General features: G+C 46.5%; 15 protein-coding genes. 12 read left to right on the top strand and 3 right to left on the bottom strand.

The window, feature by feature from the left end; translation table 11 throughout:
* Positions 1-152 precede the first annotated feature (152 nt).
* The 8 genes from FHS57_RS23710 (at position 153) to FHS57_RS32280 (ending at position 12,754) form a co-directional block, all read left to right on the top strand.
* Complete coding sequence (locus tag FHS57_RS23710; protein WP_183978035.1) at positions 153-3,401, top strand: TonB-dependent receptor; 3,249 nt, start codon at positions 153-155, stop codon at positions 3,399-3,401.
* A 25-nt stretch (positions 3,402-3,426) separates the two neighbouring features.
* Positions 3,427-5,070: a RagB/SusD family nutrient uptake outer membrane protein gene (locus FHS57_RS23705; protein ID WP_183978033.1), complete on the top strand. Its 1,644-nt coding sequence runs from the start codon at positions 3,427-3,429 to the stop codon at positions 5,068-5,070.
* A gap of 51 nt (positions 5,071-5,121) precedes the next feature.
* On the top strand, positions 5,122-6,774 hold the full coding sequence (locus FHS57_RS23700) for a glycoside hydrolase family 28 protein (protein ID WP_183978031.1): 1,653 nt from the start codon (positions 5,122-5,124) through the stop codon (positions 6,772-6,774).
* 5 nt (positions 6,775-6,779) lie between these two features.
* Positions 6,780-7,787 (top strand): pectinesterase family protein, encoded by a 1,008-nt coding sequence (locus tag FHS57_RS23695; protein WP_183978029.1) that lies wholly within the window; start codon positions 6,780-6,782, stop codon positions 7,785-7,787.
* A 180-nt stretch (positions 7,788-7,967) separates the two neighbouring features.
* Positions 7,968-9,590 carry a glycoside hydrolase family 43 protein gene (locus tag FHS57_RS23690; protein ID WP_183978027.1) on the top strand — a complete coding sequence of 541 codons (1,623 nt, stop codon included), beginning with the start codon at positions 7,968-7,970 and terminating at the stop codon, positions 9,588-9,590.
* 147 nt (positions 9,591-9,737) lie between these two features.
* On the top strand, positions 9,738-10,532 hold the full coding sequence (locus tag FHS57_RS23685) for an HAD family hydrolase (protein ID WP_183978025.1): 795 nt from the start codon (positions 9,738-9,740) through the stop codon (positions 10,530-10,532).
* A 33-nt stretch (positions 10,533-10,565) separates the two neighbouring features.
* The gene (locus tag FHS57_RS23680; RefSeq protein ID WP_183978023.1) at positions 10,566-11,708 is read left to right on the top strand and encodes an NAD(P)-binding domain-containing protein; all 1,143 of its coding nucleotides are present in this window, start codon (positions 10,566-10,568) and stop codon (positions 11,706-11,708) included.
* Positions 11,709-11,782: 74 nt separating this feature from the next.
* A complete protein-coding gene (locus FHS57_RS32280; RefSeq protein ID WP_183978021.1) occupies positions 11,783-12,754 on the top strand; it encodes a peptidylprolyl isomerase in 972 nt (323 codons plus the stop codon).
* A gap of 91 nt (positions 12,755-12,845) precedes the next feature.
* Here FHS57_RS32280 and FHS57_RS23670 read toward each other — a convergent pair whose 3' ends face one another.
* From FHS57_RS23670 to FHS57_RS23660, 3 genes are read right to left on the bottom strand one after another with little or no spacing between them, the layout of a single operon-like run.
* Entirely contained in the window at positions 12,846-14,204 is a 1,359-nt protein-coding gene (locus FHS57_RS23670; RefSeq protein WP_183978019.1) for a HAMP domain-containing sensor histidine kinase, read from the bottom strand.
* Complete coding sequence (locus tag FHS57_RS23665) at positions 14,201-14,893, bottom strand: response regulator transcription factor (RefSeq protein WP_183978017.1); 693 nt, start codon at positions 14,891-14,893, stop codon at positions 14,201-14,203. The genes FHS57_RS23670 and FHS57_RS23665 overlap by 4 nt, the downstream gene beginning before the upstream one ends.
* A 36-nt stretch (positions 14,894-14,929) precedes the next feature.
* Positions 14,930-15,292, bottom strand: a complete 363-nt coding sequence (locus tag FHS57_RS23660; protein WP_183978015.1) for a hypothetical protein — start codon at positions 15,290-15,292, stop codon at positions 14,930-14,932.
* Positions 15,293-15,472: 180 nt separating this feature from the next.
* Between FHS57_RS23660 and FHS57_RS23655 the strand changes: the two genes are divergently transcribed.
* The 4 genes from FHS57_RS23655 to FHS57_RS23640 all read left to right on the top strand — a co-directional run bounded on the left by FHS57_RS23655 (position 15,473) and on the right by FHS57_RS23640 (position 23,468).
* A complete protein-coding gene (locus FHS57_RS23655) occupies positions 15,473-17,968 on the top strand; it encodes a PIG-L family deacetylase (RefSeq protein WP_183978013.1) in 2,496 nt (831 codons plus the stop codon).
* An 87-nt stretch (positions 17,969-18,055) separates the two neighbouring features.
* Positions 18,056-18,652: an RNA polymerase sigma factor gene (locus FHS57_RS23650; RefSeq protein ID WP_183978011.1), complete on the top strand. Its 597-nt coding sequence runs from the start codon at positions 18,056-18,058 to the stop codon at positions 18,650-18,652.
* Between the two features lie 48 nt (positions 18,653-18,700).
* Positions 18,701-19,822, top strand: a complete 1,122-nt coding sequence (locus FHS57_RS23645; RefSeq protein WP_183978009.1) for a FecR family protein — start codon at positions 18,701-18,703, stop codon at positions 19,820-19,822.
* A gap of 46 nt (positions 19,823-19,868) precedes the next feature.
* Positions 19,869-23,468 (top strand): SusC/RagA family TonB-linked outer membrane protein, encoded by a 3,600-nt coding sequence (locus tag FHS57_RS23640; protein ID WP_229601433.1) that lies wholly within the window; start codon positions 19,869-19,871, stop codon positions 23,466-23,468.
* The last annotated feature ends 12 nt before the right edge of the window (positions 23,469-23,480 follow it).

Below are 23,480 nucleotides of genomic sequence, written 5' to 3'. Positions count from 1 at the left end.
TTTCCTTCGGAGTCAGACCGCGAATCCTATCCCGACAGGAAATGTTTTTGCTGATTTTTCCACCAACAAAACACCTTAAAGGTATGAAAAAAAACAATTTTACTCTAATAAGCTTCAAGCAATGCTGGCGCTCCAAAACGTTTCTGCGGCTTATGAAACTATCCCTCATTCCCTTCATTCTGCTTCTTTCTTGCGTAGGCATGAGCTTTGCCTATGACGGTTATACGCAAGAATTAATGCACCGTTCGGTGACTTTAAAAGTCGAAGAGCAAAAACTTAAAAATGTACTAGCCCAAATCGAAAAGCAAACAAACGCTCGGTTTGTCTATAGCTCAAAAGTGATTGGCTCTGACCGTAATGTGAGCATTTCGCTTACCCAAAAAACCCTAACTGAGTCACTAAACGAACTCCTCACACCGCTCCACCTATCCTACCGCTATCTCAATGGCCATGTAGTGATTGAGCCTGAAGCGACCTCGCCAATTTCGGTCGTGGCCTCAGCCCCGATTGACAAAACGGTCAGTGGAATCGTGAAAGATGAGAAAAACACGCCAATCCCTGGGGTCAATGTTGTCATCAAAGGCAGCGTACGAGGCACGTCAACCGATGCAAAAGGCGCGTTTCAATTGTCACTCCCAGAAGGTGAAAAAGTCGTTCTCACTTTTTCATTTGTGGGTTACCAAAGCCAAGACGTCGAGGTAGGTGCAAAAACGACCCTCAATGTAGCCCTCGTTCCTGACGTGAATGCCCTAGAAGAGGTCGTCGTAATCGGTTACGGAACGGTCAAGAAGAAAGACTTGACGGGTGCTGTTGTCCAACTCAAAAGCGAACAACTCAAAGAAGTACCCACGGCGAATGTCTTGGAAGCAGCCCAAGGTAAAATTGCAGGTGCTGATATTACCCGTAATAGTGGACAAGCAGGTGCGGGTGTGAGTATTCGTATTCGAGGCAACCGTTCGATAGGCGGCAACAATGCTCCCCTCATCATTGTTGATGGAATCCAATATGGTAATTTGGAAGACATCAATGCCAACGATATTGAAACCATGGATATCCTAAAAGATGCCTCCTCGATTGCCATCTACGGTTCGAGGGGGGCAAACGGGGTTATTCTTATCACCACTAAAAAGGGGAAATCAGGTCGTCCAGAAATTTCATTTAATACCTATTCTGGAATTTCACAGGTGACAATGTACCCCAAAGCCATGGACATCAATGGATACCGTGATTTAAAAAGGGAAGCTTGGCGGGCAGCTGGCGTTTGGAAAAGCCCTACCGACGACCCTACCATTTTTACCAACGTCGCTGAGTATGACGCTTTACAAAAGGGCATTTGGACCGACTATCAAGATGCTTTGATTCACAAGGGCCTCCAACAAAACTATCAATTAGGCGTACGTGCAGGTACTGACCGCCTCAAATCGTACATTTCCGTTGACTTTTATAATGAAAAAGGCATCCTAAAACTCGACGAGATTAAACGTTACACGGGCCGTCTCAACGTCGATTATACCATCAACGATTGGATGAAGATTGGGCTTCAAAGCCAACTTACGTACTACGACCAAAGTGTTCGTCGTGACCCGCTCAATCAAGCCAACAAAATCAGTCCACTCGGTTCGTTGTACGATGAAAATGGCAATTTTAATTTTATCATGCTGGATGGTCAAACGGCTAATCCTTTGGCTGATGAACAACCCAATGTTTTCAAAAATTCCGTTCTCACGACTCGTTCGCTTACCAATGGTTATTTAGAATTTACCCCCATTAAAGGCTTGAACATCCGCAGCACACTAGGGGTAAACTTATCGTTCAACCGCAATGGAGCCTACTCGTCGCCTAAATCTATTGACCGTTCTTTGACGGGCAAATCCATCGCGAGCTATTCTTCAAGCAACGGAAAAAGCATCAACTGGGAAAACGTAGCCACGTACCAACGTACATTTGGACAACACACTCTCACCATTACGGGAGTAGCTAGCTACCTCGGCAACTCTTCGGATGAAGTGATGGCGTCAGGCGTTAATCAGTTGCTTTCTACCCAGCTTTTTTACTCGCTCGGAAGCGCCTCTGAAGAAATCAAAATCAATTCAGAATACTCTAAAAACAACCTTTTGTCGTACGCAGGGCGGCTCAATTACGCTTTCCGCGACAAATATTTATTGACTCTTACTGCTCGTAAGGATGGTTCTTCCAAATTGGCCCCAGGCAACAAATGGACCTTTTTCCCTTCGGCAGCCTTTGCGTGGCGTATTATTGAAGAGAAATTTATGCAAGGCGTGAAAGGCTTGAGCGATTTGAAACTTCGTTTGAGCTACGGAGTAGCAGGAAACGACCCTTCTGGGCCTTACGCTACCCAAACAACCCTGGCACGGGTGGCTTTTGGTTTCAACGACATTGCGGTTCCTGCCTACACATTTTCGCGCGTTGTTGGAAATGCCGAGCTCGCGTGGGAGCTTTCCGATACCAAAAATATTGGTCTTGATTTTGGATTGTTGAATGGCCGAATCCAAACATCGGTCGATTTTTACGATACTCGTACCACTGACCTGCTTCTTAACCGTGGGTTACCTCCAACGACGGGTGTAACGACCGTAAAACAAAACATTGGTAAAACCCGCAACCGAGGCGTAGAAATCGCAATCGGAACGACCAACATCCGTACTGAGCATTTTACTTGGAATAGCAACTTTACATTCTCCAAAAACAAAGAAGAAATCATCGAGTTAGTAACAGGCGGTAACGACATTGGGAACGGATGGTTTATTGGCTACCCCATCAATGTGTATTACGACTATCAAAAAACGGGCATCTGGCAAACTTCTGAAGCAGACCAAGCGGCGAAACTATCTCCTATGCAATTGCCAGGTGAAATCAAGGTACAAGACCAAAACGGCGATGGCAAAATTGATGCAGTCAATGACCGTACTATCCTAGGAACGCCACGCCCTAAATGGAGCGGCGGTCTCGACAATACCCTAAAATACAAAGGGTTTGACCTAAACTTCTTCATTTTTGCGCGGATTGGTCAGATGATTAACGCCGACCGTTACGCTCGTTTTGACGCCCAAGGCGTAGGCAACAGTACGGCGGGATTGGACTACTGGACGCCCGAAAATCCCACGAATGCTTACCCAAGACCTAACAAAAATGGTGGTTTAAAATACCTCTCTACGTTGGGTTACCAAGATGGTTCGTTTGCCCGAATTCGCAATGTCTCATTAGGTTACAACCTTCCTGCTAAGGTGTTTAAAGGTGGGGTTATCAAGGGAATACGCGTGTATGCTACGGGTAAAAACTTGCATACATTTACCAAACTCGACTATGACCCCGAACGCGGAGGTTCTGAAAACTTCCCTATGACCAAGCTCTACATCATCGGGCTCAACGCCAATTTTTAACCACCACATTCGAATCATTGAACTTATGAAATCATACTTAAAAAGAACTGGCATCGTAGCGGCCTTGATGTTGTCGCTCGCTTCCTGCGAAAATGTGCTGGAAGAATATAACCCCAGTGGGCAAACTGCCGAAACCGTTTTTACCACACCCGAAGGCTTTGAAACGTTGGTCAATGCCGCTTATTCCTACCAACGCTGGTGGTATGGCAAAGAAGAAGGGTACAATATTGCGGAAACTGGTACCGATATTTGGACCTCAGGCGCGGGAGAAGTGTATCGTGATTTGACCCAATACCTCAATCTCCAGAGCAACAACACCGCCCTTACTAATCTTTGGCGGGAGTTATACGCCGCCGTTAATCTTTGTAATGGAGGCATTACTCGCATTGAAAAAGCAGGCTTGTCACCAGCAGTGCGCCCCGTACGCGAAGGCGAGTTGCGGTTCTTACGTGCCTTTTATTATTGGCATATTGTCGAAACTTGGGGGGACGTTCATTTTACCACCGAAGAAACCAACGGCATTGTCGCCACAGCCAATCGTACGCCCGTAGATAAGTTTTATGCACTCATTTTTGAAGACTTAAAATTTGCCGTAGCCAACTTACCCGTCACCCAAGCCCAATACGGCCGCGCCACCAAAGGCGCCGCTCAAGCATTTTTGGCTCGGATGTACTTGACCCGCGGCATGAACAAAGAAGCCCTCGAAATGGCGCAAGCAGTCATTAACTCTAACACCTATAAATTGGAGGCTAATTACGCTGATTTATGGAAAATGACTAACCTCAAAAACAAAGAGGTAATCTACGCCATCGACTACTCCACCAATTTGGCCATCAACGACTTAGCCAACTCTACGTCTAACCCCTACGGGCATGGTCGTGGAAGTAACAACGGGCACTTACTTTTCTTGATGAAATACGATGACCGCCCAGGTATGACCCGTGACATTACCAATGGGCGTCCATTTAACCGCTACATGCCTACGCAGTTTTTATTGGATTTGTACAACGACAACGATGCCCGCTACGAGGGTTCGTTTATGGAAGTTTGGTACGCCAACGCCACTTCTCGCCCCACGGGCATGGCCATTGGAGACACTGCCGTGGTTTGTAGCCGCAAAGAAATTTCGGATGCCTTTGAAAAAACGCGTAAATACCAAACCTACGACCGCAGCAAAATTTATAATACCAACGGCTTGGTAAAAGACAATTTACGCTATCCTACACTTTCCAAATTTATGGATGCAACGCGCCCAAGCCTCAACGAAGCCCAAAGCGCCCGTGATGTGTTTGTGATTCGATTGGCCGAAGTGTATTTGATTGCTGCTGAAGCCCAAATGAAACTGGGCGATACCAAAGCCGCCGCCGATTTAATCAATGTCGTTCGGATGCGAGCAGCCAAAACGGGCAAAACAGCAGCGATGCAAATCACACCCGCGCAAGTAACGCTTGATTTCATCCTTGACGAAAGAGCCCGTGAACTGGCGGGAGAACAAATCAGATGGTTCGATTTGAAAAGAACAGGTAAATTGATGGAACGTATCAAAGCCTACGCACCAGACAACGCCATCAACTTGCAAGAGCACCATACTGTACGCCCAATTCCCCAAACGCAATTGGACGCCGTTACCAACAAAACGGAGTTTGCCCAAAACAAAGGTTATCAATAACAAGCCAATACAGGTATCGACGCCCTCGGTACCTGTATTTTTTTACATCGAATGAAACCACTACATTTTCTTTCTGTCGCTACCCTGTTAGCATTTACTTCTTCCGCGCTTTTGGCGCAATCCGCCACGCTCTATAGTTGGAAGAATCTACCAAAAATTGCCCAACCTGCCTTCCGTAAAGACACCATCAATATCACCCGTTTTGGCGCAAAGCCCGACGGCATTACGCTCAATACGCAGGCCATCAATACCGCAATTGAGGAATGCAGCAAGAAAGGGGGCGGCGTCGTATTGGTGCCTCCAGGGCTCTGGCTAACGGGTCCCGTTGTTCTCAAAAGCAACGTAAATCTGCACCTTAAAAAAACTGCTACGTTACTTTTCACCACCGACAAAACCCAGTATGCCATTGTTGAAGGCGTGTATGAAGGCAAAAATGCCGCGCGCAATCAATCCCCGATTTCGGGCAAAAACCTCGAAAATGTAGCCATTACGGGGCAAGGAATTGTGGATGGCAACGGAGATGTTTGGCGGGCTGTTAACAAAAGCCAACTCACCGAAAGCCAATGGAAAGAGAAAGTGGCTTCGGGAGGCGTGTTGAAAGACGACGGCAAAACGTGGTACCCAAGCGAGCAATTTAAGCAAGCCAGCGTGGGCAACAAGAGCATGTTGTTGGTACCTGGCAAATCGCTCAACGATTTTATGGACATGAAAGACTTTTTGCGTCCGAATTTAGTGGTTTTGACCAACTGTAAAAAGGTCTTGCTCGAAGGAGTTACGTTCCAAAACTCGCCTGCGTGGTGCTTGCATCCGTTGATGTGCCAAGATTTGACCTTGCGGAATCTGTTCGTTAAAAACCCCGAGTATGCGCACAATGGCGACGGCATGGACATCGAATCCTGCAAAAACTTCCTCATCGAAGGCTGTACCCTCGACGTAGGCGACGATGCCATTTGCATCAAATCAGGCAAGGACGAAGAAGGCCGCAAGCGCGGAATGCCGACCGAAAATGGCATTATTCGCTACAATACGGTCTATAACGGACACGGTGGGTTTGTCGTTGGTAGCGAAATGAGTGGCGGTGCACGCTACTTGTTTGTGCATGATTGTACGTTTATGGGCACCGACAAAGGGCTCCGCTTTAAATCGGTACGGGGCCGTGGCGGGGTCGTTGAGCATATTTATGCCAAAAACATTTACATGAAAAATATCGCCCAAGAGGCCATTTTTTTTGATATGTACTATTTTGTCAAATTTGCAACTGATAGCCCCCGCGACGAACGCCCTGAGGTCAACGAAGGTACGCCGATTTTCCGCCACATGAAATTTGAGAATATTGTGTGTAACGGTGCCGAAAAGGGCATTTTTGTCCGAGGTCTTCCCGAAATGCCCATTGAAGATATCCAAATGGAAAACCTAACGCTCCAAACCCAAGTCGGGGCTGAATTGGTAGATGCCAAAGGAATTTCTATCAAAAATGCACAACTCCAATCGGTTAAAACCAAACCTGTCATCTCCGTCTTAAACAGTAGCCTACTATCGTTCGACGGTATCCAATACGCTCAAAATTCGGACGTATTGTTTTCAATCAATGGCAACCGCACCCAAAACATCAGCGTTAAGAATACCGAGTTTAAAAACGCCAAAACCAAAGCGGAGTTTTTAGAAGGTGCCTCTGAAAAAGAACTGATTTTTACCAATAAATAACGCCCATGTTTCGATACTTGCTTTTTTGCCTCTGCCTTTGCACGCATTTTATTTTTGCCCAATCGACTACCCCACCGCCGCCCACTTATCCCACCAAATTTGTGGTAGCCCAAGACGGTAGCGGCGATTACAAAACCATCCAAGAAGCCGTCAATAACTTTCGCGACCACTCCCAAGTGCGCGTTACGTTGTACATCAAAAATGGGGTGTACAACGAAAAACTCGTCATTCCAGCTTGGAAACCCAATATTCACCTCATTGGCGAAAGCAAAGAAGGCGTTGTGATTACGGGCAATGATTATTCGGGGAAGTCATATCCCAATGGAAGCAAAGACGCCACAGGAAAAGACAAGTTTAGCACCTACACATCTTTTGTTGTTCTGGTGGATGCTCCCGACATCGTCATCGAAAACCTAACGATTCAAAACACCGCAGGACGCGTAGGGCAAGCGGTGGCATTGCACGTTGAAGGCGACCGCTTTGTATGTAAAAATTGCGTTTTAAAAGGAAACCAAGACACCCTTTTTGCCGCCCGCGAAGGTAGCCGTCAGTACTACCAGAACTGCTACATTGAAGGAACAACCGATTTTATTTTCGGAAAATCTATTGCCGTTTTCGATAAATGTACCATTCATAGCCTTACCAATTCGTTTATTACGGCTGCGGCAACACCCCCTTACCAGCCTTTCGGTTTTGTCTTTTTCGACTGTAAACTCACCGCAGCGCCCGAAGCCAAAAAAGTGTATTTGGGCAGACCTTGGCGGCCTTATTCGCAAACCCTATTTATCCGTACCGAAATGGGGAACCATATCACCCCTGAAGGTTGGGACAATTGGCGAAATCCAGAAAATGAAAAAACGACTTTATACGCCGAATACGCGTCAAATGGCGAGGGCGGAAAAACCGAAAACCGAGTCAAATGGAGCAAGCAACTTTCTACCAAAGACCTCAAAAAATATACCCTCGATAAAATCCTATCGGGCAACGACTCAATTGGAAAATGGTGGAAGTAACCATGCGGGAGGTTTCTCAAAACCTCCACTCAAGCTTGCTCTGGAGGCAGGGTTTTGAGAAACCCCTGACACAGTGCTGGAGGTTTCTCAAAACCTCCACTTAAGCTTGCTCTGGAGCGGGGTTTTGAGAAACCCCTGCCACCGAGCAACCTAGTCTTCACTCAAATTAAATCCGACACTATGAATCTAAAAAATACCTTGAGCGCTTTGCTCAGTTCCGTCATCTTTGTTGCCCAAGCCCAGCAACCGAAAATCTCCAACGTATGGGTATCTGACCTTGGCAACGGAACATACAAAAACCCCGTTCTCCACGCAGACTATTCTGACCCTGATGCCTGTCGAGTGGGCAATGATTTTTACATGATTGCTTCCAGCTTTGATGCCGTACCAGGCTTACCCATTCTTCATTCCAACGATTTAGTCAATTGGAAACTCATTGGTCATGCCCTCAAGCGACAGCCTCCATTCGACCATTTTTCAAAGACGCAACACGGAAATGGCGTTTGGGCACCTGCCATTCGCTACCACAAAGGCGAATTTTACATTTACTATCCCGACCCCGACTTTGGAATTTATTTGACCAAAGCCAAAAATCCGACGGGGCCTTGGTCAACACCCGTATTGGTCGAAGGAGGCAAAGGCTTGATTGACCCTTGCCCCTTTTGGGACGAAGACGGACAAGCTTATTTAGCACACGGTTGGGCAGGTAGCCGCGCGGGCATCAAAAGCATTCTGACCATCAAAAAAATGAACCCCGAAGGAACTGCCGTACTCGATGAAGGGGTAATTGTTTATGATGGTCACGAAAAAGACCCCACCGTTGAAGGCCCTAAAATGTACAAACGCAACGGTTACTACTATCTTTTTGCTCCCGCAGGCGGCGTAGCAACGGGCTGGCAACTGGTGCTTCGCTCTAAAAACGTCTATGGGCCTTACGAACGAAAAGTGGTAATGTCGCAAGGAAATACCCCCATCAACGGCCCCCACCAAGGCGCGTGGGTGGATACGCCATCGGGCGAACATTGGTTTTTGCATTTTCAGGATAAAGGCGTGTATGGGCGCGTAGTTCACCTCCAACCCATGACATGGGCCAACGATTGGCCCGTAATTGGGACTGATAAAGACGGTGACGGCGAACCCGTAGTTTCGTATAAAAAACCCAATGTTGGTAAAACTTACCCCGTCATTACTCCCCCCGAATCCGACGAATTTAACACGATACAGCTTGGGCTTCAGTGGCAGTGGCAAGCCAATCCAAAGGGCACTTGGCATACAACAAGTAATCTTGGTTTTCTGCGGCTTTATTCCGACAAAATTCCCGACGAGGCCAAAAACTACTGGGACGTCCCGAACCTTCTTATGCAGAAATTCCCTGCCGAAAGCTTTACCGCAACCACCAAACTCACTTTTAGCCCCAATCCAAAGCTAGAAAATGAAAAAACGGGGCTTATCATTATGGGTAAAAGCTACGCGAGTGTCGGGCTAAAATCCTCGAAAAATGGGGAGGTTTCGCTGGTCTATACCGTTTGCAAAAAAGCCTCTGACAAAGCTCCTGAAGAAGAAACGGTCATTGGTAAGGTGGAGAAAGGGAAGCCTGTTTACTTGCGCGTTAACGTGAGTCAAGGCGGAAAATGCCAATTTAGTTACAGCACGGATGGCGAGCGTTTCACCGATTGTAGCGGAGTTTTTACGGCCGAGGTGGGTATGTGGATTGGAACCAAAATGGGCATTTTCTGCACCCGTGCCACCCAAATCAACGATTCAGGATATGCTGATTTTGACTGGTTTCGGGTAACGCCTTAGCATGTAAATTTGAATCATATAAGACATATAAGAGCATATAAGTTTTTCTTATAATCCCTTATATGTCTTCATATGGTTCAGTTTTTTATCATTGTATTAGAAGAATTTGTGCAATTTTGAGCCTCTTTTCACCATTATTCGCACTCAATGACCGATATTAGGCTCATCGCAACGGACATGGACGGTACGTTGCTCAACTCCAAAAGCGAACTTGACGCTTCCTTTTTCACCCTCTTTTCTCAGCTCCGAGCGCAAGGAGTTCTGTTTGCCGCTGCCAGCGGGCGACAATACTACAACCTTGCCAAGTACTTCGATGCCATCAAGGATGATATGTTTTTTGTGGCCGAAAACGGCAGTTACGTTATGCATCGCGAACAAGAACTCTACGTTCAATCGTTGGAACTTTCGATTGCGCGTCAAATGGTTGAAATTGCCCGTAACATTCCCAATACCTACACTATTTTATGTGGCAAGAAAAAAGCGTACGTTGAAAGTAATGTTCCCAAATTTTGGGACCAAGTAACTAGGCATTTTGAGCAATACGAACTTGTTGAAGATTTAACCACCATTGAGGATGACCAATGCCTCAAGATTAGCTTGTGCGATTTTGACGGTTCTGCCAATAACAGTTATTCCTACTTCAAACCCTTTGAAAACGACTTACAGGTCAAGGTTTCGGGAGGAAAATGGCTTGACATTTCGCACAAACTAGCCAACAAAGGTCAGGCACTCAAAGTCTTACAAGAACGCTACGGCATCACACCCGAGCAAACCATGGCCTTTGGAGATTACCTCAACGACCTCGAAATGATGCAACAAGCGCACCATTCGTACGCCATGGAAAACGCCCACCCCGCCATTAAGAAAGCGGCTCGTTTTCAGGCAAAATCAAACGACGAAAAAGGCGTTTTTGAGGTTCTGGAGAAAGTAGCTGCGCGTTAGTTTGTCCTTTTTGGGGTAAACCTTCGTACTCAAATGTTACATACGCTCATCATCGGTGCGGGGCCTTTTGGCCTAACCCTTTCTGCACACCTCAAAAAACAAGAGGTTTCTCACGTAGTAGTCGGCAAGCCGATGGAGTTTTGGGAGAAAAACATGCCCGAAGGAATGTTCTTACGCTCAGGATGCGATTGGCACCTCGATGTCGCAGGGGAACATACAATGGAGGCTTTTCTACAAGAACGTGGACTGACTGTAGCGGAGGTAGAACCCATCGCGCTTGATTTTTATTTGGAATATGTGCGGTGGTTTATGCAGCAAACTGCGCTCCCCATTCACCAAGCATATGTCACTGATTTACAGAAAAAAGAAGATTATTTTTTGGTAAAATTAGACGACGGAAGCGTCCTGGAAGCCCAGCATGTAGTTGTCGCTGTTGGTTTTTATTATTTTCCATTCACGCCTACCGAAGTCACACAACTGTTGCCCCAAGGCTATTTTTCACACACTTGCCACGCGGTTGACCTAGCAGCATTTTCAGAAAAACGGGTGTTGATTATTGGCGGACGCCAAAGTGCGTTTGAGTGGACAGCCCTTCTTCGTGAGAAAGGAACTACCCAAGTTCACGTCAGTTACCGCCACGAAACCCCACAATTCTCTGAAGCACACTGGGGCTGGGTAATGGACGTTGTCAACACCATTGGCAATCATCCAACGTGGTTTCGAGAGCTTTCTCCCGAAGGCAAAGAAGAATATCGGTATCGTTTGTGGGCCGAAGGTCGTTTGAAGTTAGAACCTTGGCTCGATGCGCGGATTCACCAAGAAAATGTAGCCTTATACCCTCAAACACAACTGGTTAGTGCAGAGGTTACACCACAAAATTCGTTAAAAATCCGATTAAGTTCAGGCGAAGAAATCGAGGTTGACCACGTAATTACGGCAACGGGCTACAAAGTAGAAACAAGTCAATTGCCTTTTCTACACCCCGACCTGCTGGCATCGCTTCATTGCACCAACGGTTTTCCGTGTTTAGATGCTCATTTTCAAAGCAATATCCCTGGCCTTTATTTCACCAGTTTAATGGCTGGACAGGATTTTGGGCCGTTCTTTGGCTTTACCATTGCCGTTCGTACTTCGGCAAAATTGATCGGCCAAAGCTTACTTGAGAAGTCAAACTAGGGATTAATGCGCATTTTTCGGAACTTTGCACCTCAATTCTTGCTTTTGATAGTATTAACTTTTTGCATAAATAAATGACTGAAAAAGAAGGAATCTACGCCATATTCGACACCGCAAAGGGCGAAATTACCGTAGAGTTATTGTACGAAAAATGTCCCATGACGGTAGCCAATTTTGTAGGGTTGGCCGAGGGAACAATGGAAAACAGCGCCAAACCATTGGGACAACCGTTTTACGACGGACTGAAATTTCACCGTGTTATCAGTAAAGTCAACGGCGATAGCTCTGATTTTATGGTTCAAGGGGGCGACCCACAAGGTACTGGTTCTGGCGGCCCAGGGTACCGTTTCCCCGACGAAATTGATGCCACATTACGCCACGACCGTCCAGGCGTATTGTCGATGGCCAACGCGGGTCCAGGCACCAACGGTAGTCAGTTTTTTATCACGCACGTGCCAACTCCTTGGCTCGACGGCAAACATACCGTTTTTGGTTTCGTCATTGATGGACAAGATGTGGTCAATCAAATGAAAACCAACGATGCCATTAATAGCGTAAAAATTGTTCGTCAAGGCGAAAAAGCCCAAGCTTTTAAAGCCGACAAAGCTGCACTTGATGCCCACATTGGCCAGCTTGCCGAAAAACAAAAAGATGCAGAAAAAGCAGAAGTAGAAACGTTCAAACAATGGGCATTGGCCAACTACCCAACGGCACAATTTACCGCCTCGGGACTTGGATACGTCGTGAACAATGAAGGAACGGGAAAAGAAGCAGTAGCTGGTAAAAACGTTTCGGTACATTACACAGGCTCTTTCCAAAACGGCCAAGTGTTTGATTCATCGCATTCACGCCGTCAGCCCATTGATTTTCGTTTGGGCGAAGGCCGCGTCATCAAAGGTTGGGACGAAGGTATTGCTTTGATGAAGGAGGGCGCAAAATATACGCTTTTGATTCCTTACCAACTTGGCTACGGTAAAAATGGCTACGGGCCAATTCCTGCCAAAGCTACGCTCATTTTTGAGACGGAGTTGGTGAAGGTGGGGTAATAGTGCAACTACTTTGAAAACACTTTGAACCATATAAGACATATAAGAGATTATAAGAAAAACTTATATGCCCTTATATGTCTTATATGGTTCATAAAGGCAACGTCATAATAAACGTTGTTCCCTCCTCAAGGGTAGAATATACCTGCAAATGACCGTGGTGAAGCAAAACAATGCGCTCCGTCAGCGGCAAACCAATACCGTGTCCATTGATATTTCGGGCATTGATTCCTCGCCGAAAAGGCTTAAAAATAGTAGGCAATTCGGTTTGGGTAATGGGTGGGCCAATGTTATGAAAATGTAATTCAATGGTATTTCGTAGTGCCTGAAAGCGAACAGAAACGGTATGATTTGGCGAAAATTTACACCCATTTTCTACCAAATTGACCAACGCAATTTTCAGCAATGCTTCGTTACCTTCAACCACAAAATGGGAATTTGTTTCTGAAAATTCGCTCAAGTCCACTTTCACCGTATAATGCGGATAGACCTTCAACAACTCACTGCGAACCTGCCAAAATATTTCATCAATAGGTACTTTTTCAAATTTCACCACCGATTCGTCCATGCTCACTTTGGCCAACGCCAACAACCCATTGGAAAGCTGGTTGAGCTGACGCACATCTTCCAATACCGACATCAACGTCTCTTGCCATTCTTTGGGGTCTTCGTCCATCAATGCCACTTCTATCTGCCCCGTAATTGCCGTCAGGGGCGTTCTAAGTTCGTGGGAGGCATTCGACACAAAAGCGCGTTGCAGTTTAAAACCCTCTTCCAACCGATCCAACATCCGATTAAATCGCACGGCCAATTGCCCAATCTCATCTTGTTTATTGGCTACGTCCACCCGTAAATCCAACCGATTGGCCGAAATTTGATCTACCCTTCCGATGAGTTTTTTCAGCGGTAACAAGGCGCGATAGGCATAAACCCAGCCCACAAAAAACACCACAAAACTTGCCAACAACCAGCCTACTGCAAGTACCAAAAGTAAATTACGGTTTTTGCTAAACCCATAAATATCAACGCCCGAAGCAAGCACGACAAGGTGGTTATGTTGATCTACAAACAAAACCCCAACTACTTCACGCCCCTTTTGCACCCAACGGACTTCCTTTTCTTCCCGAACCTGTTGCAAAAGCGCTTTTGTCACCTGCAAATAATCGGTACCGCTTTCATAAACCAACGAATCTCGGTCGTTGTAAATGATAATTTCCTCCTCCGTCAAAACGGTTAAATGATTTTTATCCAATAGCTTAAAAAGCTCTAAACTAACCGTTTCCGTCCCAAAGAGCAACTGAGCCGACGTGGTAGCTTCGGCCTTGAGTCGTTCGTAAAACTCATTGCTGCGATGCCGCTCCGACAACAAATAAATAACCACACAAAACACCAACAACAGCGCGGAAACTACCGCAGTAAAGAGAAGCGTCAGACGCCCACGGATGGTCATTTTTCTTTCAAAGTATAGCCCATTCCTACGACGGTATGAATGAGTTTGGTGGGAGACTCTTTGTCAATTTTTTTGCGTAAATAATTGATATACACTTCGATAAAGTTGGTTCCTGTATCAAAATCTATGTCCCAAACCTGCTCAGCGATATCCATTTTTGAAACAACCCGCCCACGGTTTCGCATCAAATACTCCAACAAAGCAAATTCTTTGGCGGTAAGTTCAATCGTATTTCCGCCACGGAGTGCCAGTTTTTGATCCAAGTCCAACTCTAAATCAGCCACTTTTAATCGATTGGTGGGCTGTTCGTTTGATTTTTGGGAACGTTTGAGTAAAGCCCGCAACCGCGCGACGAGCTCCATAAAATCGAACGGTTTTACGAGATAGTCATCTACCCCCGCGTCAAACCCTGCCAGTTTATCGGCGGTGGTATCAAGCGCCGTCAGCATGAGAATAGGCACATCTGGATTCTTAGTACGTACATACGTCGCCAATTCAACCCCGTCCATGTGGGGCAAATTCACGTCCAGAATGAGCAAATCGTAGCTACTTTGATCAAAAAAATGCTGACCCGCGCGGCCGTCTTCTGCTATTTCGACGGCAAAACTGTGTTTTTCTAGTCCTTTCTTGATAAAAGCTGCGACTTTTGCTTCATCTTCTACCAAAAGAAGGTGTGGTTTATTATCCATAACCTTACATACAAATTTGACCCCTTACTTATTTGCTCAAATATTGTGCAAATCTTCCCTAAATTTCTTCAAAAATTCAACTTCTTTCCTGGTGACTCGATTATCCGATTTCACAATTTTTTTCATCACACCGATAAAGTACTGTTTAACCTCGTGGTTCAGTTCTTTTTTGTGAGATACAAAACAATTCATGGCCGAATGATACGCCTCTTCAACTGATTTTCGGTAATGCTCACAAAGCTGAAAGGAATGAATGGCTTGAACGCCCAAAGGCCCCTGATCCAATAAAATCAAACGGGCATTTAATGATTCTTCCGACTGCATTCGTCCATCAAATTTAATAAGTGCGTAAATAATACTGCCAAGTCCCGAATATAAGAGTGGTGATAGTGCTTCCATACCGTTGTATCTTTTTGTTAGAAGACAAATGTAAGGTTTGCGCCTTAGAATAATCTTACAACGAAATTAGAACAGCATTAGAAAATCTGAGCATCCACTACCGCAAAACTCATCCGCCACATTGTTACATTTTCTTTAGATTTTGTAGTTTTGTCAAAATACTCGCAAACCGTCTAAACCATGAGAAAACCCCTATTTCTTTTTCATTGCTTGTTGCTTACCACAATTTGTCACTTCATCCACGCCCAAGTAAAGCCCCTCACATCGAGTGAAATTTTACTAAACCTAAAAAAACTGAATGTCGTAGGTAGTGCCATGCACATTGCTGCTCACCCCGACGACGAAAACACCCTCTTACTCACCTATTTATCCAAAGAAAGGCTCGTAAAGACGCAGTACCTTGCCCTTACCCGTGGCGATGGTGGCCAAAACCTCATCGGCCCCGAACAAGGCGAGTACATTGGCATTATTCGTACACAAGAGCTGTTGGCCGCCCGTCGGATTGACGGCGCAGAGCAGCTTTTCTCGCGGGCATACGATTTTGGTTTTTCAAAAACCCGCGAAGAAACCTTGAAGTTCTGGGGGGAAAATAACGTACTATCGGATGTCGTATATCACATTCGCAAAAACCAGCCCGACGTTCTTATCACGCGCTTTCCGCCTGATGCCCGCGCGGGACATGGTCACCACAACTCTTCCGCTTTTTTGGCAGAATTGGCCTTTAAAATGGCTAACGACCCCACCAAATTCCCTGAGCAGCTCAAAGAAGTACAAACTTGGCAACCCAAGCGCATCGTTTGGAACTCATTTTCTCCAGGTTTTAACAACCAAAAGCCTACTGACAAAGGTACATTCATAACGGTGGACATTGGCGGCTATAACCCGCTTATCGGAAAATCGCACGCCGAAATTGCCGCCGAAAGCCGCAGTTCGCACAAAAGTCAAGGGTTTGGCTCGGGAGCCAACCGCAATGCCCGCGTCGATTTTATGCTTCACAAAGACGGTGTGCCTGCCGAAAAAGATGTGTTTGATGGCGTTGATCTTACTTGGAGCCGCGTCAAAGGCAGCGAACAAGTTGCCCAGCTCATCGACCAAGCCATCCGAAATTACAACGTAAGTTACCCCGCGTCGTCGGTGCCTGTGTTGGTAAAAATTTATGAAGAATTGGGCAAACTCGACGCAAAAAACCTGTATGTGCAACAAAAAAAGGCCGAAGTAGAAGTATTACTTCAAAATTGCCTTGGCCTTTGGTTTGAAACAAATCCGACGGATTATGCGGTGGCCGTGGGCGACCGCGCACCGCTGAAAATTAGCGTTGTTAAGCGCAGCGATTTCCCCATTAAACTCACTCGTTTGCAGTTTATTGGGGCATCAAAAGACACTACCATGACGTTGGAAATGAAAAACAACGAGCTTTCGGTGTTTTCATTTGCGCCTACCGTTCCTGTCAATACGCCCATAAGCCAGCCTTATTGGTTGGTCAAACCCATCAAAGACGGAGCGTTCCAAATCGACGACCAATCGAAATTATCAACCCCCGAAAACATTCCTACGCTTCAAACGGCGTTTACCTTTGAAATCAGTGGTCAAAAATTCACCTTTACCAAACCGTGGGTCTTTAAATCAACCGACCCCGTGGACGGCGAAGTTTATCGTCCATTTGAAATTCGGCCAGAAGCCACCGCAAACGTTTCGGAAAAAGTATATGTTTTTGCTGACAATCAACCCAAAACGGTGGACATCGTCGTAAAAGCCCACCGCGCCAATGTCAAAGGTACGTTGACGTTTGACGTACCTGCGGGCTGGGGCGTAGAACCTATGCAATTGCCGTTTGAAATGCGCGAAAAGTACCAAGAGCAAACGGTTTCGGTCAAAGTATTCCCATCGGCCCAGCAAAGTGACGTCAAGCTCAAAGTGATTACCAAGACTGACAACGGCGAAAATTCGTACAGCCTTCGTTCGGTAGAATACAAGCACATTCCTACCCAAACCATCTATCCAAGTGCAACCACCGCTTTGGTAAAATTGGACATCAAAAACAAGGCAAAAAACATTGGGTACATTGCGGGTGCGGGCGACGAAGTTCCAGCAGCACTTCGCCAAATGGGCTGCCAAGTGACGTTGCTCGACGAAGGAGCACTCAACAAAAACTTGTCAGTTTACGATGCCATCGTGGTAGGTGTGCGCGCTTACAACACCGAAGAGCGCATCAAATATTTTCAACCAAAACTGATGGAATACGTCAAAAATGGCGGTACAATGGTGGTTCAATACGTGACGGCGGGTGGTTTTGGAAATACGCTCAAAGTACAAGAAATGGGGCCGTATCCCTTCAAAGTTGGCCGCGACCGCGTGACCGAAGAAGATGCCGAAATGCGGATTTTACAACCTGCTCACCCGATTTTGAATACGCCGAATAAAATAACAACCAAAGATTTTGAAGGCTGGATACAAGAGCGTGGAATCTATTTTGCCGTAGAATGGGACAAAAACTACGTACCACTTTTCTCGGCCAACGACACAGGCGAAGCAGCCAAAGAAGGAAGTTTGATTTATACCCAGTACGGAAAAGGCCACTTCATTTACACAGGTATTGTATTTTTCCGCGAGTTACCTGCGGGCGTACCTGGTGCTTATCGTTTGTTTGCCAATATGATTTCGTTGGGAAAAAAGTAACCCAATGACAGGATTGACTAGCCCCTGAGACGACGATTAAAACCCGTACCTCAGCGGCTAGTCTGTTTCCTTACCCAAAGAATTAACATGGATACCCCCATCGACGAGCAACAACTTTGGCAGGATTTTCAGCAGGGTGACGACGACGCATATACCCAGCTTTATCGCCTTCACGTCAGAGCCATGTACCGTTATGGACTTAGTTTAGTGCCTGTTTCTGAAGCTTTTGTCTTGGATTGCATTCACGATGTATTTGCCGAAATTTGGGCAAAAAAAACACGCCTTACGGTTCCAGAAAACGTACGGTATTACCTGCTCAAATCCCTCAAAACCCGCATATTACACCTTCTCAAACGCCACGAGCGTCCGCATTTGTTTGTTTCTCAACCCGATTTTGATGACCTCTGGGCCGAGCCTTCGAGCGATGAACTCCTGATGCAAGAAGAGGAGTCTTTTGATCGCGAACAGTTAATCAAACGCCTTGTTAGCCAACTCCCTCCGCGTCAGCAGGAAGCCATCCGACTGCGTTTTGTCGAAAATATGGAATACACCCAAATCGCCGAGCTTCTTTCCATGAATCGGCAATCTGCTCAAAATCTGGTCTTTAGGGCAGTCGAAAAATTAAGAAGCTGGCTACTCCCTTCTCTTTTTTATCTTTTTCACGATTTTTTCAACAGTAAGTGAGTATAGAAGCGCGGGATTGGTCATCTACGGACAAAAATCCTAAACACTGTGCCAAACCAATACGCTTTTTACTCGGCAGCAGATTTTGTCATCGACGATGCTTTTTTAAAGTGCCAACTTACCCCTACCCCTGCTTCAACGGACTGGTGGAATCGCTGGCTTGCTGAAAACCCATCCCAACAAGAAGAATGGAACAAAGCAGTGCAGTTGCTCGAAGCCGTGCGTTTGGGATTGAACGATTATACCCGTACTTACCTCACCCCCGAAACAGAAGCGATGTTGTTGTCGCGCATTCAGGCCACCAACCGACTGCACGACGAAGAGGAAGCGCCTACTCGCTCGCTGTGGAGTCAACCGTGGATTCGGTACGTGGCAGCGGCCAGTGTGGTAGGTTTGATAGGTATCGGCTGGTGGGGACAGCAATCATTTCAGCGCCGCGCTCAACCCTACCAAGCGTACGTGGCAACCCTCGATGAGTCAAAAATTGAGAAGGTAAACCAAGGCGATAAGCCTCTTCATTTTCAGCTCCCTGACGGCTCACAAGTCACCCTTTTTGCCAAAAGTCGTTTGAGTTTTGATCATTTTTTTGGAAAAAAAAATCGCAGTGTTTATTTGTCGGGAAAAGCCTTTTTTGAGGTCAAAAAACAGCCCAATTCGCCATTTTTTGTGTATGCCAACGAACTGGTCACCAAAGTATTAGGCACCAGTTTTGTGGTACAAGCATACCCCAACGACAAGCAAGTGGAAGTCCAAGTAAAGACGGGCAAAGTCTCGGTATTTACCCAAAACGACCCCTCGAAAGCCCAAAAGTTGAGCAACCGCGAATTGGAAGGAATTGTATTGACTCCTAACCAGCAAATTACGCTCAATCGGCAAGAACTCCGACTGGCGAGGGCCTTGGTACCCGAGCCCCAGCTTTTGGCTCAGCCTACTCCCCTGCCCGCATTTGAGTTTGAAGAAGCACCCGTTCCGCAGGTGTTAGACCTCATTGAAAAAGCTTATGGCATCCATATTGTCTATGATGCCGAGCTTCTCTCCTCTTGCACCCTCACGGCTTCCCTTTCGGAGGAATCGCTCGCCCAAAAAATCAAACTGATTTGCCAAGCAATAGACGCCACCTCAGAAACCATTGATGCCCAGATTGTTATTTACTCCAAAGGTTGCCATTAGTTCCACTCTTTATATTCATTTTTTAATACCTAATCATCCCTCTTCTATGAGAAATCCTTTACGACTACGCAGTTTGGCGATGCGGACGGTTTGTGTAACCTGCACCCTGCTACTACTGTCAGTATTACTGATTGGTGTGTCTTACGCCCGCGAAACTTTCGCCCAAGAGTTGCTTCAGCAACGCATTACCATTAAAGCCGACGAACAATCGGTAAAGGCAGTTTTAACAAAAATCGAAAAGCTTACATCGGTAAAGTTTTTGTATAGCCCTAGCCTCATTAAGTCGGAGCGCAAGGTCAATCTCAATGCCGTCAACGAGCCCCTCAGCAAAGTACTTGAATCGCTGCTTAGTCCGCTGCAAGTTTCGTACGAAGTAGCGGGAAAACAAGTCATTTTAAAGCAAGAACCCCTTCCTCAACCCGTCGAGAAAAAAGCGTCCGTTAGCCATGAACCCTTCGCGATTGAGCAACCTATTACGGGAATCATCACCGATGCCAAAGGAGAGATTTTGGCGGGGGTAAGCGTATTGGTCAAAGGAACCAACCGCGGAACTTCTACCAACGGCGAAGGGAAATATAGCCTTGTCGCCCAACCTTCCGAAACCCTGGTTTTCTCGTTTGTTGGCTACATCAAGAAAGAAATTGTGGTTGGCAATCAGACGGAAATCAACCTTGTCTTAAACGAAGACACCCAAACCCTCGGTGAGGTGGTTGTCACGGCTTTGGGTATCAAACGCGACAAACGCGCCTTGGGGTATTCGATTCAGGAAATCAACGGTGAAAGCCTTGCTCAAGCCAAAGAAGCCAACGTAGCTACCTCATTGGCAGGGAAGATTGCGGGTGTACAAGTAACACGCGCAGGCAACGGGGCAGGCGGGTCGTCGCGGGTTGTGATTCGGGGTGCCAATTCCTTGGTGGGAAATAGCCAGCCACTTTACGTCATCGACGGGATTCCGATGGATAACAGCAACGTAAATTCACCCAGCCGCTGGGGAGGAATCGACTACGGCGACGGAATCTCCAACATCAACCCAGAAGACATTGAAAGCATGTCGGTTTTGAAAGGGCCAAACGCCGCCGCCCTATACGGTCAGCGCGGAAGCAACGGGGTCATCTTGATTACGACCAAATCGGGCAAATCACGCAAGGGCGTAGGCATCAAATACGGCATTGATTATTCGGTCGGTGACGCGCTAGTTTTACCTGATTTTCAAGACGAATACGGTCAAGGACTTGACGGAACGTTTACGCATTTCCGTGGTAACGATGGCAAAATTTATACGTGGGCAGCCGCAAAAGCCGCTAATATTCAAGGTATTCCCAAAATGAGTGGCGGACGCGACCGCTTTACACGTGCCAGCTGGGGAGCCAAAATGGAAGGACAACAGTACGAAGACCAATGGGGAAATGTATTGAGCCTTACCCCTCAACCTAACACTTTCCAAACGTTTTTCAACAAAGAAAGACAGATGGCCAATAACATTAGCCTTGAAGGCGGAAACGACAATGTCAATTATCGTTTATCGTTTGGAAATACTAAAATCGACGGTTATACCCCAGGGAATACCCTCAACCGTAATAACATTAGCCTTCGTACAATAGCGAAACTTACTCCCAAGCTTGACCTTGACGTAAAAGCCAATTACATCGGTCAACGGGGAAACAATCGCCCTACGGTTTCGGATGCGGCCGACAACCCCGCCTATCTTTGGATCAGCCAACCGCGCTCCATTCCCATGAGCATTTTGGAAAACTCAACTTGGACGGCAGAAGATGTAAGCAAACAACTGGGCTACGGCACCACTCCTTTTATTGGGTTGGAAAAAACGTACGCTACCAACTCTTCAACAGCCAATCCTTATTGGACGCGCGACCATACCCGCAACTCCGACGACCGTCAGCGTTTGATTGGTTTGATAAAATTGAGTTATCAGTTTAATGATTGGATTCGTTTGACGGCCAAAACAGGTACTGACTTTTATACTGACCAGCGTCTTCGCTACCGCGAAAAAGGCACTTACCAAAGCCAAAACCGCAATGGTGATATTATTGAAGAAGTAACGCGCGTCCGCGAAGACAACAGCGACGTATTGCTGTCGTTGACCCCTGAGTTGTCAAAAGATTTTTCATTGTCGCTCAACCTCGGTGCCAACCACCAGAAATTTTATGCCCGTACCACAGGAAATACGGGGACGGAATTTATTGCGCCTAATTTGTATTCCATCAACAATACCCTCATCAATTCCTACGTTTTCAACCTTTCTGAATCATCCATCAATTCCGTTTATGCCGCAGGTTCAGTAGGTTTTCGGGACTATTTATTTGTTGATTTCTCTGCCCGCAACGACTGGTCTTCTACCCTTTCTCCCGCCAACAACTCCTTTTTCTACCCTGCTGTGAGCGGTAGCTTGGTCGTAACCGATGCCTTGAACCTCCAAAATTCTACGTTGAGTTTCTTAAAAGTTCGTGCCTCGTGGGCACAAGCGGGAAGTTCAGGAAGCCCGTATCAATTGACGGGTAACTATGCGCTCGACCAAACACCACACGGGGGGCAGCCTTTGGGTTCGTTTACCTCAATTATTCCCGATCCTAACCTCAAAAACGAATTAACAACGTCGCTTGAATTAGGTCTTGAGGCACGTTTTTTCAAAAATCGTTTGGGATTGACGTTTGCGTACTACGATGCAAGTACAAAAAACCAAATTCTCAATATTCCCTTGCCTCCGTCGAGTACTTTCACGTCACGCCGCATCAACGCGGGCGAAATTCGTAACCACGGCATTGAATTGTCCCTCACAGGAACGCCCGTGCGGACCGAAACAGGCTTCTCGTGGGATGCTACTTTCAACTTCTCGCGAAACCGCAACCAAGTCGTTGAATTGGCCGAAGGAGTCTCTACCTTCTTATTGGGCGATGACCGCAACGTGCAAGTTATCGCCACCCCAGGCAAGCCATTCGGAACCATCATCGGTAACGGTTTTCAATGGTTGCGCGACGACAAAGGCAATCGTTTGATTGACCCAACGACAGGTTTGCCACTCAAAACCAATGCGAAGTTGTTGTACGAAATTGGCAGTGCGTTACCCAACTGGATTGGAGGGTTTAACAATACCTTCCGCTACAAAGGCTTCAGCTTGTCTGGCTTGATGGACGTAAGCCAAGGTGGAAAAATATTTTCACAAAGTTTGCGCGAAGAATTGGTGTTCGGAACCATCAAAAAGACCCTTCCTGGGCGCGATGGCTCGTATGTCGCCGATGGTGTTGTAGCCCAGAAAAACGCTGACGGTACTTGGACAAGCACAGGCCAAACCAATACCAAACAAGTAAGAGCTCAAGACTACTGGAACGTAATTGCCCCTGACAAAGACAACGTTGTTTCGGAAGAGATGCTCAACGACGCAAGCTATATCATGTTCAGAGAACTTACTTTCAACTATCAATTGCCGTCTAAAATCATCAGCAAAACGCCTTTCCGCAACATTCGTGCGGGAGTTTATGGACGCAATTTGTTCTACTTGCAACGCAAAACCGACGGCTACGCCCCCGAAGCCTCGTCGTTCAACGTCAACAATTCCTCGCTGGGTCTTGAGTCCACCTCGTTGCCATTGTTACGTTATTTTGGCTTTAGCTTGAATTTAGAACTCTAACCACCTCTTTCC

The organism is Runella defluvii (assembly GCF_014195535.1).
Classification (GTDB): domain Bacteria; phylum Bacteroidota; class Bacteroidia; order Cytophagales; family Spirosomataceae; genus Runella; species Runella defluvii.
The sequence above is the reverse complement of the archived record's forward strand: the minus strand, read 5'-3'. Positions and strand labels throughout refer to the sequence as shown.

Coding starts and splice junctions, on each gene's coding strand:
- FHS57_RS23660 (WP_183978015.1), bottom strand. CDS start 15,292: ATGGAAGCACTATCACCACTCTTATATTCGGGACTTGGCAGTATTATT.
- FHS57_RS23670 (WP_183978019.1), bottom strand. CDS start 14,204: ATGACCATCCGTGGGCGTCTGACGCTTCTCTTTACTGCGGTAGTTTCC.
- FHS57_RS23690 (WP_183978027.1), top strand. CDS start 7,968: ATGAATCTAAAAAATACCTTGAGCGCTTTGCTCAGTTCCGTCATCTTT.
- FHS57_RS23680 (WP_183978023.1), top strand. CDS start 10,566: ATGTTACATACGCTCATCATCGGTGCGGGGCCTTTTGGCCTAACCCTT.
- FHS57_RS23695 (WP_183978029.1), top strand. CDS start 6,780: ATGTTTCGATACTTGCTTTTTTGCCTCTGCCTTTGCACGCATTTTATT.
- FHS57_RS23665 (WP_183978017.1), bottom strand. CDS start 14,893: ATGGATAATAAACCACACCTTCTTTTGGTAGAAGATGAAGCAAAAGTC.
- FHS57_RS23705 (WP_183978033.1), top strand. CDS start 3,427: ATGAAATCATACTTAAAAAGAACTGGCATCGTAGCGGCCTTGATGTTG.
- FHS57_RS23650 (WP_183978011.1), top strand. CDS start 18,056: ATGGATACCCCCATCGACGAGCAACAACTTTGGCAGGATTTTCAGCAG.
- FHS57_RS23655 (WP_183978013.1), top strand. CDS start 15,473: ATGAGAAAACCCCTATTTCTTTTTCATTGCTTGTTGCTTACCACAATT.
- FHS57_RS23700 (WP_183978031.1), top strand. CDS start 5,122: ATGAAACCACTACATTTTCTTTCTGTCGCTACCCTGTTAGCATTTACT.
- FHS57_RS23685 (WP_183978025.1), top strand. CDS start 9,738: ATGACCGATATTAGGCTCATCGCAACGGACATGGACGGTACGTTGCTC.
- FHS57_RS32280 (WP_183978021.1), top strand. CDS start 11,783: ATGACTGAAAAAGAAGGAATCTACGCCATATTCGACACCGCAAAGGGC.
- FHS57_RS23710 (WP_183978035.1), top strand. CDS start 153: ATGAAACTATCCCTCATTCCCTTCATTCTGCTTCTTTCTTGCGTAGGC.
- FHS57_RS23640 (WP_229601433.1), top strand. CDS start 19,869: ATGAGAAATCCTTTACGACTACGCAGTTTGGCGATGCGGACGGTTTGT.